At 64.0% G+C, this 11,396-nt stretch carries 11 protein-coding genes; 1 reads left to right on the top strand and 10 read right to left on the bottom strand.

The window, feature by feature from the left end; genetic code table 11:
• Positions 1 to 171: 171 nt before the first annotated feature.
• Genes N7367_RS15820 through N7367_RS15810 form a run of 3 tightly spaced genes read right to left on the bottom strand, consistent with a single transcriptional unit; the run spans position 172 to position 3,338 of the window.
• Positions 172 to 2,301, bottom strand: coding sequence for a DUF2235 domain-containing protein (locus N7367_RS15820; protein WP_279942750.1), 2,130 nt, complete (start codon positions 2,299 to 2,301; stop codon positions 172 to 174).
• A gap of 32 nt (positions 2,302 to 2,333) precedes the next feature.
• On the bottom strand, positions 2,334 to 2,942 hold the full coding sequence (locus N7367_RS15815; RefSeq protein ID WP_253120064.1) for a DUF3304 domain-containing protein: 609 nt from the start codon (positions 2,940 to 2,942) through the stop codon (positions 2,334 to 2,336).
• Positions 2,943 to 2,960: 18 nt separating this feature from the next.
• The gene (locus N7367_RS15810; protein ID WP_279942749.1) at positions 2,961 to 3,338 is read right to left on the bottom strand and encodes a hypothetical protein; all 378 of its coding nucleotides are present in this window, start codon (positions 3,336 to 3,338) and stop codon (positions 2,961 to 2,963) included.
• Here N7367_RS15810 and N7367_RS15805 point away from each other — a divergent pair.
• Positions 3,337 to 3,798, top strand: coding sequence for a hypothetical protein (locus tag N7367_RS15805; protein ID WP_279942748.1), 462 nt, complete (start codon positions 3,337 to 3,339; stop codon positions 3,796 to 3,798). The genes N7367_RS15810 and N7367_RS15805 overlap by 2 nt on opposite strands.
• 116 nt (positions 3,799 to 3,914) lie before the next feature.
• Here N7367_RS15805 and N7367_RS15800 read toward each other — a convergent pair whose 3' ends face one another.
• The 7 genes from N7367_RS15800 to N7367_RS15770 form a co-directional block, all read right to left on the bottom strand.
• Positions 3,915 to 4,511, bottom strand: a complete 597-nt coding sequence (locus N7367_RS15800; protein WP_279942747.1) for a DUF3304 domain-containing protein — start codon at positions 4,509 to 4,511, stop codon at positions 3,915 to 3,917.
• A 191-nt stretch (positions 4,512 to 4,702) separates the two neighbouring features.
• Positions 4,703 to 5,515: a DUF4123 domain-containing protein gene (locus N7367_RS15795; protein WP_279942746.1), complete on the bottom strand. Its 813-nt coding sequence runs from the start codon at positions 5,513 to 5,515 to the stop codon at positions 4,703 to 4,705.
• Entirely contained in the window at positions 5,508 to 8,120 is a 2,613-nt protein-coding gene (tssI, locus tag N7367_RS15790) for a type VI secretion system tip protein TssI/VgrG (RefSeq protein ID WP_279942744.1), read from the bottom strand. Before tssI ends, N7367_RS15795 begins: the two co-directional genes overlap by 8 nt.
• A 118-nt stretch (positions 8,121 to 8,238) precedes the next feature.
• Positions 8,239 to 8,622, bottom strand: a complete 384-nt coding sequence (locus N7367_RS15785; protein WP_065175771.1) for a hypothetical protein — start codon at positions 8,620 to 8,622, stop codon at positions 8,239 to 8,241.
• Between the two features lie 259 nt (positions 8,623 to 8,881).
• On the bottom strand, positions 8,882 to 10,252 hold the full coding sequence (locus N7367_RS15780; RefSeq protein ID WP_053517042.1) for a HAMP domain-containing sensor histidine kinase: 1,371 nt from the start codon (positions 10,250 to 10,252) through the stop codon (positions 8,882 to 8,884).
• Positions 10,215 to 10,892, bottom strand: a complete 678-nt coding sequence (locus N7367_RS15775) for a response regulator transcription factor (protein ID WP_053517044.1) — start codon at positions 10,890 to 10,892, stop codon at positions 10,215 to 10,217. The genes N7367_RS15780 and N7367_RS15775 overlap by 38 nt, the downstream gene beginning before the upstream one ends.
• An 8-nt stretch (positions 10,893 to 10,900) precedes the next feature.
• Positions 10,901 to 11,374: a hypothetical protein gene (locus tag N7367_RS15770; protein ID WP_279942743.1), complete on the bottom strand. Its 474-nt coding sequence runs from the start codon at positions 11,372 to 11,374 to the stop codon at positions 10,901 to 10,903.
• Between the last annotated feature and the right edge of the window lie 22 nt (positions 11,375 to 11,396).

Raw genomic sequence — 11,396 nt, 5'->3', positions numbered from 1 at the left:
GGGTGGCTGTAGCGATTCGCGCAGTGGTGCACGCCGAGGGCGCGGCACGCATCACGCACTTGTCGTGATGGGCCCTGCTGATGAAGTGATACCGCCGCACCGTGCGCGCCGGTTGCGACAACCCGCGCGACGCGGAGCATCCGTCAGGCCGAGCACACGCTGCCTGACCTTCTAGGCCGCCGCATCTTCCACAGCACTCCCCCTGCGCAATGCCGCTTCCGCGACGGCCACACCGGGCGGGTTGAGATAGCAGGTGCGCCAGCGCAGGTAGCCCCACTGCCAGTAGTACTCGCGCCCCGTCAGCTGCAGGGCGTCGTCATAATTCTCGGGGTGCTTGCGCCATGCCGTCAGTTCCTCCAACTCCTGCACCGACATCGCCAACGGCACCCGCGGCTGGAACGTCTGCCCAGCCCGTTGCATGCGCTCCCGCTCCTGCCGGTGGGCCCGCTCCATCGCGTCCAACTCCTGCATCCGCTGCCGATAGGTATCACGTTCGCGCTGCTGCACGTGCAGCCACTCGTCATCGTCCAGGCCGAACGGCTTGAACCAGGCCCGCGAGTCGTGCACGTAGCCATCCAGAAACGTCGCCACGGGTTCCGATGGCACCTGCCGCGACGCCCATATCTGCTCGATATGACCATCCAGCCATTGCTGCTCCTTTTGGCCGCGCAGCGTCGCCTGCACGAAGTCCGTTGCCGGAATGCTCTTGTAGGGCGGCAACGCGAGCATGCCGTGGTGCGGCGTGCTTACCGGTGCATTACGGATGCGCTGTGTCGCGTTGTTGTAGCGCATCCCGCTCACTTCCATTGCCAGCTCGGTGTTTCCGCCGCGCAGATCCGCACGGTCCTGTGCCGACGCCCTCTGGAAGGCAGGCAGGCTGGCAAAATCATCCAGATGCTGGCGCCGCCACAACAGGTACTGGCGATAGTGCGCGTACATCAGCGTCGCCGTGCGATTGGCCTTGGACGCGGGATTCGTGCCCGGCAGGAATGGCGCCATCGCCTGCAGATAGGCGTTGTAGTGCTGGCGCAGCCCAGGGGATATCTCGAACTGACCTGCGGTTTCCTTGTCCGCTTCGTCCATCGGCACCAGCGGCACTCCCGCCGCCAGCGCATGCCGGTACATGTCGCACAGCGGAATCTGCGAGAGCTTGTCAGCGTCATTCGGCGAACGCCCCTGCTCGCCCGGTGCATACCCGCCACCTACGTCCGAATGCACCCCAGGGTAGATGATCTGTTCGCAGTTCACGCCATCCACCAGATCCACCGGGAACGAACCGCGTACTTCATGTGCGGCCACCATGTGCACGCAGCGGCGTACGTCGGCGGGAATGCGCAGGTCTTCGGCTGCGGCCCAACCACCATGGCCGTCGAACACCGATTCAAAGAAGCTCTGCGCGGCCCCCACCGAGGCGACGGTGTCGAACAGGCCCATGAAATCGATCTGCACGGGAATGCCACACAGGCGCAGGGGACCCGGCCCCGGATCGCAGGCATCACCCAGCCAGTTGCAGAATACGCGTGCCTCTGCCGCGCCCCGCGAGAAGCCGAAGATCGACAGGCGGATGCGGTCCACGCGTGGATTCTGGGCCTGGAACGGGGCCACCTTCTTCGCCAGGAACGCCCGTCGCTCCTGCAATACCGCGCGGCGCGCCGCGTGATCGGCGCGGGTCAGATGGGTACCACGCACCCGCTGCAGCGCACCGACCATGTTCCAGAAGCCGCCGCTGAGCGAGTTGCGCAGATCGAGCTCCTTCTCGCCTTGGTTGACAGCCAGATAGTTGGACAGCGGCATTCGTGCTGCCTGAGCCAAGCGTTCCACGTCCTGAAGGCTCAGGCGGAGATCGGCACTCATCTTCCGCGCGACCGGGACAGTAGAATCAAAGCCCATGGCGGAGGTGACGGTGGTCTCGGCGAAATGGGTCAAGAGATGGTCCTGGACCCGCATCAGCATCCAGTTCACCCGACCCTCGCCGCCCCAGCCGGCTGCCGCGCCGGCGCGCGCGTGCCAGCCTGTGCCGGTGTCGCCGACTTCTTTCAGCGCCTCCGTGCCTACGCCTTGGATGTAGCTCGCGAAGCGGGTGGCACGCTTATCGGAATTTGAACCTTGATCGCGGTCAAAGACATCAAAGAGTCGTGAGATGTTTGATTCCGTCTTATCTTGCCGACGAAGGGAGTTCAGTCTGTGGTTTCGCGTTCCATCGAAAAAGCAACCAAGAAAGAGATCAGTACCACAATCTGAGGATGACCCCGCACTTGCTCCAGCGTTGCGAGCGGCTTCGCGATCATTCAATTCGGTCATATTGTCAGAAGCTGGAGAAGATGCCGCCACTCTCATTCATCCACCTCCTTGGGCAAAGTTTCCAACAGGAACTGCGCGACCCTCTCTTCGTCGCGCTCACGGCTAGCGAACTCTATGTCGTACTGGAACTTCGGAACACCAGGAAAATACGGTGTCGCTACCACTCGCACCTGGTCATCCGGGAAGTACATGAAATAGATGAAGCCATCCAGGAAGGGCTTGTAGGGCGCCACAGGGACGTCCCTTTCCACGTAGCTTGTGGGATCTTTCAAGAACATGCTGGTGGTGCGGTAGGCCACAGTTACCTTGAGCCCGGGATGCCAGAGACGGGGCAAGGTCACGCAGCAAGTGGCGGCATTTCCACTCGCGCGGGCCCGCATCGCGCCGCCCCAGGCATCATTGATGTACACCGTGCCCAGTCCATCATCCGAGTAGTTGGCCACACCAATCATCAGATGCATTTCCGATGGCGCATCGGTGATGTCATGGCCAGAAGCGAAATCAATAATGATCGGCTTCGAAGGGTCCAGTGGCGGCGGCCCGATCCTGAACTCCATGAACTTGAGCACGACACCTGCCAAGGCCAGCAGCGCAACGCCGATCAGGGCGAGCCTCGTCAACAATTTCGTCACTACTTTCATTTGGTCTGAATGCGTCATTCAGCAGTGTCCCCGGTTATGGCGCATGCCGTGACCATCGAGTACCGATTCAAAGAAGCTCTGCGCGGCACCCACCGAAGCGACCGTATCGAACAAGCCCATGAAATCGATCTGCACGGGAATGCCACACAGGCGCAGCGGACCCGGTCCGGGATCGCAGGCATCGCCCAGCCAGTTGCAGAATACGCGTGCCTCTGCCGCGCCCCGCGAGAAGCCGAAGATCGACAGGCGGATGCGGTCCGCCCGCGGATTCTGCGCCTGGAACGGGGCCACCTTCTTCGCGAGAAACGCGCGGCGTTCCTGCAATACTGCCCGGCGCGATGAGTGATCGGCGCAGGCCAAGTGGGTGCCACGCACGCGCTGCAAGGCACCGACCATGTTCCAGAAGCCGCCGCTGAGCGAATTTGCGCATTCGTGCTGCCTGAGCCAAGCGCTCCACGTCCTGAAGGCTCAGGCGGAGATCGGCACTCATCTTCCGCGCGACGGGAACGGTGGAGCCGGAGCCCATTGCTTTAGTGACGGTAATACCTGTGAAATGATCGAGGAGGTGGTCCTGGACCTGCATCAGCATCCAGTTCACCCGGCCCTCGCCACCCCAGCCTGCTGCAGCGCCGGCTCGGGCGTGCCATCCGGTGCCGGTATCGCCAACTTCTTTCAGCGCTTCCGTGCCTACGCCTTGGATATAGCTGGAGAACTTTTTTCTACGTTGCCCCTCACGGCGCAATTGGTCAGCATCATAGACATCGAACAGCCGCGACACGTTGCTGTCACTCTTGTCCCCGCGTCTCTTGGAGGCCAGCCTGTGGTTACGCGTCCCATCAAAGAAGCAGCCTACTGACACGTCCACACCGCAGTCGGATCCAGATTCCGACAATGAGGCTGCGTATCGCGCCGCTTCAACGGAGCTCAGTCGCGTCGGATGCTCTGTCGTCGTAGTAGATACCCTTACCCTCACTATTTCGCCTCCTCGCCTGCAGTGGCTTCCAGAAATTTCCTGATCCTTTCTGGATCACCATGTCCGTCGCCGAAGTCGAGGTCGTAAGCGAAGCCCGGATATCCTGGGGAGTAGGGAGTGGCCACCACCCGCACCTGGTTATCCGGGAAGTACATGAAATAGATGAAGCCATCAAAAAATGGGGCATAGCGCGGCACAGGAACGTCCTTTTCCACGTAGCTACTCGGATCTTTCAGGAACATGCTGCTTGTTCGATAAGCCACGCTGACCTTCAGGCCCGGATGCCAAAGACGAGGAAGCGTCACACAACACGTGCGCCCGTTACTGCTGGCCTTCGGCTGAATACCTCCACCCCACGCATCATTAATGAAAACAGCACCCAGCCCTTCATCCGAGTAGTTGGCGATACCAATTTTCAAATGCATTTCTGCAGGAGCACCGGTGATGTCGTGGCCAGTATCAGGCTCAATAATTACTGGCTTCGTGGGATCCGGAGGCGTCGGCCCGATGCTGAAGTCCATGAACTTGAGCACGACACCTGCCAGGGCCAGCAGTGCAAGGCAGATCAGGGCAAGCCTCGTCAACAATTTGGTCACGACCTTCATTTGGTCAGGGGGTGTCATTCAATTGGGTCCCAGGTTGTGGCCGCACAGCGGGGTATGATCCTTTCGCAGTCCGCAGCATCCACCAGACTCGCCGGGAATGAGCCGCACTTCATGCGCCCCCACCGTAGGCACGCAACGGCGTACAACCGCAGACAGCAGCACCCTCCATCCTGATCGAGGGCTCATGCGTCCTCTCCGGCAGAGCGCGCATCCCACGCGGTAACGGCCTTGACTGTCATCCGGTGTGCCAGCGCCAGGTGGTCGATACCGCGCCGCGCCAAGCGCGCAAGCACGACTTCCGCACAACGATGTACATGTGAAGGCATCATGTTGTCCGGTCGCAGTGATGGCCGCTGCAGCACGAAGCGGGCGATGGCATCGGCCTGGCTCTGCCGGCGTAGCGCCGCTTCCTGTACGGCGGTGAACATCAAGGGGCTGGCATCGATAGCGAACAGTGGTCCCCCGGCGCCTGCCACGCGCATCCAGCCTCCTGTACGGGTGGGCAGATACCAGTCCTGCAGTCCGGCCAGCACACGTCTGCGTTGATCTCCATCCAACGCTTCAAGCAGGACGGCTGCCGCTCTCCCGTCAGCCCAGCGCAGCAGCCAGGGCTCTCCCGCGCTGGACTCGCCTTCCCAGATGCGTCGCAGGTGGTGGATCAGCGCCTCCGGTTCGGCCGTAGCACGCAGGACGGACAGCATTGGCGCACCACGGCTCAGGGCCAACAGCGCCTGCCAGCACCGCTCGCGTGCGCGGGCATCATCGGGAAGGGTGAGCAGGCAGGGCGACAAGCGGTCCAGGCCCTCGCCCGCGTAGCGATGCTTGAACAGTGGCTGGATGCTGGCTGACAGCGCGTGCAGCGATTCGCAGGCAGTCGGCGCGAATGCCCTGTCCACTAGAACATGTGCAGGCAGGGCGTTTGCCGTCTCTTCGTCAGTGCCCTGCCACGGCAGCCCGGTGTGCTGCCATGGGTCAATCCAGGCAGGCTCAACCATTCTTCAAGGACCATGGCAATCCGGCCTGCATCGCCTTCTGCAGGCACTCCACACAGATCGTCTGCGGGAACTGCGGCAGGGGAAACAGTTCCTGCGCCGGACCGACGAAGGTCCGCCGGCCCGCCCTGAAGGTCAGCGTACCCGGGCACGTCACCCGCAGATGTCCATCAGTCAGCGTGATCGCGGCACCCTCCGCAGTGGCGATGTGCAGGGCGCGACCGGCCGCCAGCTGCACCTCGCCTTGGCCGCTTGTCGCCCGCAGACGGGCCCGTGACTGCAGAAGCACCGCGTCGGCCTGGGCCTGCAGGTCAAGCTGTTGTTCGCCGGCCACTACGCTCAAACCCGTCTGATCCGCGCGGTGCGCCGCACCGGCCAATACACCGATGGCCTGGCGTCCCTGCCAGCGGGCATGGCCGACGACGATGGCCGCGGAGCTGCCGCCACTGGCCAACAGCGTGCAGTCCCGAACTCCCATCTGAAACGCCTGACCGGCCACCTGGCAGATGCCAGTCGGTGCCGACAGGCCCAGCACGGGCGACCGTGTGGCGGGGACCTGCTCACCGGCGGTGCTGATGCTCCGCGACGCTGCCACGCTGTCGGCCAGAACCTGCAACACCGATGAGCCGCTGGCCTGCCGGACACAACCGCGCAGTCGTATCGTCTGGTGCCGCCGCGCTGCGTCATCAAACGTCTGTCCCAGCACCAGGGTCTGCCGCAGCAGCGCAACCGGTGCCATCCGCAGACCCGCGGGATCACTGGAAGTTCGCGCCGTGCTGTCCAGCCACAGACCTGCCGTGGCACGTACCGATCCCCATGCGTCGCTACGCAGCTCGTATCCGTTTCCGCGCAGGCTGCCGCGAAAGTTGTGCTGCTGGTGACGCAACTGGCCCAAACTGAGGGAACTGTGGCGCTGGGTGGTACCCAGCCTGACCTGCAGCTGGCTGTCGCTGTCATCGAATTCGAGGCTGCTGCCCCCCTGGCCGTCCCAGCTCTGCGAACTGATGCCCCAGATTGCACCCGCGTTGCGCTGGGCGCATTCGCCGGCGCCAGCGGCATGCCAACGTGGCGCCTGACCACCGGCCAGATTGTTCTGGGCGCTGGAGGTCGCATCACTGGCCAGTGCCAAGGCATCCGGACGCGATTCCCCGCGACCGTTGTAGAGCGCACCGACCACGAGGGGCCTGCGGATGTCTCCGTTGATGAAGTCCACCACTACCTCCTGACCCACGCGGGGCAGGAACTGGCTGCCAACGCCAGGACCGGCGAAGCGCTGGGCGACACGCAGCCATCCACTTTCCGCCCTGCCATCGGTGGCGAAGCCAAACCGCACACGGATGCGTCCTGCGCTGTCCATGTGCAACGGTGCGCCGTCATCGCCGCCCAGCACGGTGGCCAACTGTGGTCCAGGCGCGGTGGGACGATAGTCCGGGTCCTCCAACCGACGTCGCCACCGCTGCTCAAGCGGGATGGCCTGGAACCGGTTTGCGTACCCCAGTGCCTGCGCGCGTGCTGCGGGCACGGTATCGGGCAGCGTGCAGGCCGGCAGGTCCTGCTGTAGTTCGGCCACCGACGGCAGCAGATTGACTCCGGCATGGTTCACTGCCGTAAGCAACAGCGCGGGCGCCGCTCTCTGACCCGGCACCGGCAGCACCTCGAATGCCTCGCCCGGCTCGAAGTCCGGCTCGGTCCCCTCGCCCGTCCAGCGCCGTTGGTCGCACAGTGCCGCTTCAGCCTCCCGCATCACCTCGGCCAGTGCTTCACGTGTGGTCTGCCACGCCGCGTGGCGTGCTGGCGAGTAGTCTTCCAAAGGACCATCCGCCGCGTCACGCACGGGCAGGCTTGCCGATATCACACGGAACGCATCGTCATTGTCCGTCACGCGTGTCATTCGGGTTGGCACCACCCTGCGGGACTCATGCAGGAACGCGATGCCCGGGCTGTCCACCACCCGCTGCGTCCGGTGCACCCGCCGAAGACCCGGGAGCACGCTGCATTGCGTACTGTCGCCAATGATCATCAGCGTATGTCCACCCGGCGCCTCAGGCCGTGCTCGAATGCACCAGCCCAGTCCTTCCTCGGCCATCAGCTGCTGCAGGAACGCCATGTCCGACTGGCGATACTGCACGCGATACCCCCGGCACCGCCGGTCCAGCGTACTCGGGCTGCCAGCGTGCCAGCACCAGTGTGCAAGGGGTGCGTGTTCCGAAAGCACGGTATCGATGATGCTGGCGACGTCCTCATCCTGGAATACTCGACTGTGGCGACTGTCGTGCAGCCAGGCTGTCCAGTCCGCCAGATGGACGCGGTAACGCACCAGACTGCCAACACAGGCCACACGTTCAACGCTGCGGATCAGTCCGACGCGGACGACCTCTCCTCCTTCCGGAAGGCGGGTGGTGATGCTTGCGGGCCGCGTCAACCAGTCGTCCAGATCCTGTTCGTGTTCGTCACCCAACAGGTCGATCTGGCAGCGCAACTCCCCAGACAACGACTCGTGCCCATGCCATCGCTCGACAATCAGCCGCGTGGCGGTTGGCCCGCAGAACCGATGGACACGCGAAGACGCCTCGCATGCGGCAGTGAATGATGATGATCGATGATGCATGACAGCTCCCTCGGCAGGCATGACCTGCGATGACGTTTGCTGCGCCTGGCGCTGGCCGCGAGCTGACGCCGGGCACGTGCCCGGCGTTGCAGAATCGTCGTTGCGGCGTCCCCGGCCATCACTGCAATGTGGCTGTCCCCCTGATTCTCTCGGCCTGCAGCTGCTGCTGCACGTGACACGTCAGTTCCCGCGCGGCCAGAATCAGGCCTTCCATCGCGCCCGGTGGCAGCACGTTCTGCTGGCCGCCCCGCGTGCGCGCGATGTGCGCGGCGTACATCACCCGGGTCAGGGTGCCGAGACCTTCGACGGCGCGCCTGAGATCGGCAGGCTGCGCTGCGTCGGCGCTGACGCCGCCGGCGTCGACTGGCGTCTGCTGGGCCGGCATCTGGCCGTCGCAGCGGGACAGTACGTCCTCGACGCGCTGGGCGACGTCCGGAGACAACTGGCTGATCGAATCACCGACCAGTTGATGCAGGTTGGGGTAACGGATGCGATGCGACATGGCGATGCTCCTGACAGCCAGCAAAGTGCGCGGACTGGCATCTTGGCCATCTGCACGTCCGGCAATCAGGAGGTAAAAGCGTCAACTGCCCTATGACTACCCGGAACCGTGAGATCGGACACGCAGCGGACGCGGCAGAGCGTGCGCGCGCCGGGTGTCTGGCCGTGCAGAACAGATACGTTCATGCCGTTAGCGACAGCGACGCCCTGGAAGAGGCGTCCCTGTAGGGCCGGGCCCTGCTCGGCAGGCAAAGGATCTGCTACAGCGGCCTGGGCGAGAACGTCAGCGTTGCGATCACGCCGCGCTCGCCCCCGGGGCGCACGCTGACCTGCCAGCCGTACAGGTCGCAGAGGCGGCTGACGATCGACAGGCCGATGCCGCCGCCCTGCGAATGGCCCGCGTGCGTACCGCGGTAACCGCGCTGGAACAGCTTGGCCGCATCTTCCTCGCTCAGGCCCGGACCACTGTCGGTGACCGAGACCGAGTTGGCCCCTACGTGCACGCGCACTTCGCCATCCTGCGAGTACTTCACCGCGTTGCCGATGAGGTTGCCCAGCGCCACCGAAAGCGCGGCCTCAGGCGCGTCGATCACCAGGTTGCGCTCGCCCTCCAGTGCCAGTTCCAGCGGCTTGCCACCCAGCTGCGCGCGGTGCGCGTCCAGCAGCTGCTCGGCCACGCGGGCAACATTGCTGGTGCCCTGCCCCCGCTCGTTCCGCGACAGCAGCAGCAAAGCACCGATCAGATCACTGCACTGCTGCTCGGCACGCTGGATGCGCTGCAGGCGCTGCAGCACCTTTTCATCCAGGCCGGGACGGGTCAGCAGCAGCTCGGTGGCGCCGCGGATCACCGCCAGCGGCGTGCGCAGTTCGTGGCTGACGTCCGCATTGAATTCCCGGTCGCGCTGCACCACTTCGGTCAATCGCGAGGAGTAGTCGTCCAGCGCCTGGGCCAGCTGGCCCACTTCGTCGTCGGGGAAGCGCGGCGCCAGCGGCTCAGGCTCGCTGGTGCCGCCCCGGTAGGCGCGCAGGCGGGCCGCCAGGTCCGATACCGGCTTCATCACCTTTGAGGCCGACCACCAGCCCAGCACCAGCGACAGCAGGCTGAACACCAGCACCGACAGCACCAGCGCGCGGTTGAGCTGCTTGCTGCCGCGCATGCTGTCGGTCATGTCATAGGCCAGGAAGAACCACGCATCGTCGGCCTTGCGCACGGCAAGCTTGTAGGCGTACGGCTGCCCCTGTTCGTCGGTCCCGCTGAGGTTGTAGTTGCCGGTCTGCAGGTCAGCCCATTGCGGCCAGGACTCACGCGCCTTGTCGAACTTGTCCGCCGAATAGGCATACGCGCGGATCTGCTGTACCGGCACGGCCGGATTGCGTCCGGGGTGCTCGTAGAAGCGACGGGCGTATTCTTCAATGTTGTGGTTGATCACATCCTCGACCAACTGGTTCTCCACCCGTATCCGGGCCCAGTTGGTAGCGAACGCGAACAGTGTTGTCAGGCAGAAGCCCAACAACACGAATGACACGATGATTCGACTGCGCAGGCGGCGCCGATACGGCGTGCGCCGGCGCTCCCCCTTGGTTGCCACGGGATCAGCTTTCCGGGGTGGCGATGCGGTATCCGATGCCATGGCGGGTCTGGATCAGCGGCACTTCGAACGGCTTGTCGACCACGGCACGCAGACCGTGGATATGGACGCGCAGCGAATCCGAGTCGGGCAGTTCCTCGCCCCACACGCGGGTTTCCAGTTCCTGGCGGGTGACCACGGCCGGCGCCGCTTCCATCAGCGCCTGCAGGATTTTCAGTGCGGTCGGGTTGAGCTGCAGCAGCTTGCCCTGGCGGCGCACTTCTAGCGTGTCCAGGTTGTACTCCAGGTCGCCGGTTTCCAGCACGCGGGTCTGCACCCCCTTGCCACGTCGGGACAGCGCGTTCAAACGCACTTCCACTTCCTGCAGCGCGAACGGCTTGATCAGGTAGTCGTCCGCACCGGAATCAAAACCCGCCAGCTTGTTGTCCAGCGAGTCACGAGCGGTCAGCATCAGCACCGGGGTCTGCTTGCGTGCTTCATTGCGAAGCTTGCGGCAGACCTCGATTCCGTCCATTCCCGGCAGGTTGAGATCCAGCACGATCGCGTCGAACTCGTGCACTACGGCCAGATGCAGTCCGGTCACGCCATCGGCGGCGAAGTCCACGGTGTGGCCCCGGTCCTCGAGGTAGTCGCCCAGATTGGCCGCAATGTCGCTGTTGTCTTCGATTACCAGGATTCTCACTGTCACCTCTAGTTGACGAATTTTCCGACGCGCTGGGCCTGGCCCAGATCACGCTGTGCCTTGTCCTTCTGCCGGGCGCGCTCGGCGACAGTCATGCACTGCGTCGTGTGCCGGTTCGAACCCGTGGCTTTCTCACGTTGGCATATTAGACGACTATCTTCACGTGACTGTGTCAAAACCGTGTTCACGACCTGCTGGTCGTTGATGACATCGGTTCGTACCCGTTCAGGCATCAGATCCCGGTTCGGGTACTGCTCCACGGCAGCGCGCAGGCGCACCAGCGCTTCGCGGACCCGGCTGCGGTCGGCCATCGTCAGCTCGCTGTAGGTCTCGCCGTCGTTGAGTTCGACTTCGATGCGCTCGAGCTGCTGCTGCAGCGGCTTGCCGGAGGCAAAGACCTCGCCGCCCTGCTTGGATGCGGAAGCGGTGGCGGCCAGGGCCAATCCGGAGAACAGGAGCGCAGGCAAAAGGAGGGACTTCATGGCAAACGGATCCTTGTCTGAG

Origin of the sequence: Stenotrophomonas sp. GD04145, from assembly GCF_029835135.1 — a bacterium.
Classification (GTDB): Bacteria; Pseudomonadota; Gammaproteobacteria; order Xanthomonadales; family Xanthomonadaceae; genus Stenotrophomonas; species Stenotrophomonas maltophilia_P.
The sequence above is the reverse complement of the archived record's forward strand: the minus strand, read 5'-3'. Positions and strand labels throughout refer to the sequence as shown.

Coding starts and splice junctions, on each gene's coding strand:
- N7367_RS15820 (WP_279942750.1), bottom strand. CDS start 2,301: ATGACCGAATTGAATGATCGCGAAGCCGCTCGCAACGCTGGAGCAAGT.
- N7367_RS15815 (WP_253120064.1), bottom strand. CDS start 2,942: ATGAAAGTAGTGACGAAATTGTTGACGAGGCTCGCCCTGATCGGCGTT.
- N7367_RS15805 (WP_279942748.1), top strand. CDS start 3,337: ATGTTCCAGAAGCCGCCGCTGAGCGAATTTGCGCATTCGTGCTGCCTG.
- N7367_RS15810 (WP_279942749.1), bottom strand. CDS start 3,338: ATGGTCGGTGCCTTGCAGCGCGTGCGTGGCACCCACTTGGCCTGCGCC.
- N7367_RS15795 (WP_279942746.1), bottom strand. CDS start 5,515: ATGGTTGAGCCTGCCTGGATTGACCCATGGCAGCACACCGGGCTGCCG.
- tssI (WP_279942744.1), bottom strand. CDS start 8,120: ATGCATCATCGATCATCATCATTCACTGCCGCATGCGAGGCGTCTTCG.
- N7367_RS15785 (WP_065175771.1), bottom strand. CDS start 8,622: ATGTCGCATCGCATCCGTTACCCCAACCTGCATCAACTGGTCGGTGAT.
- N7367_RS15780 (WP_053517042.1), bottom strand. CDS start 10,252: ATGGCATCGGATACCGCATCGCCACCCCGGAAAGCTGATCCCGTGGCA.
- N7367_RS15770 (WP_279942743.1), bottom strand. CDS start 11,374: ATGAAGTCCCTCCTTTTGCCTGCGCTCCTGTTCTCCGGATTGGCCCTG.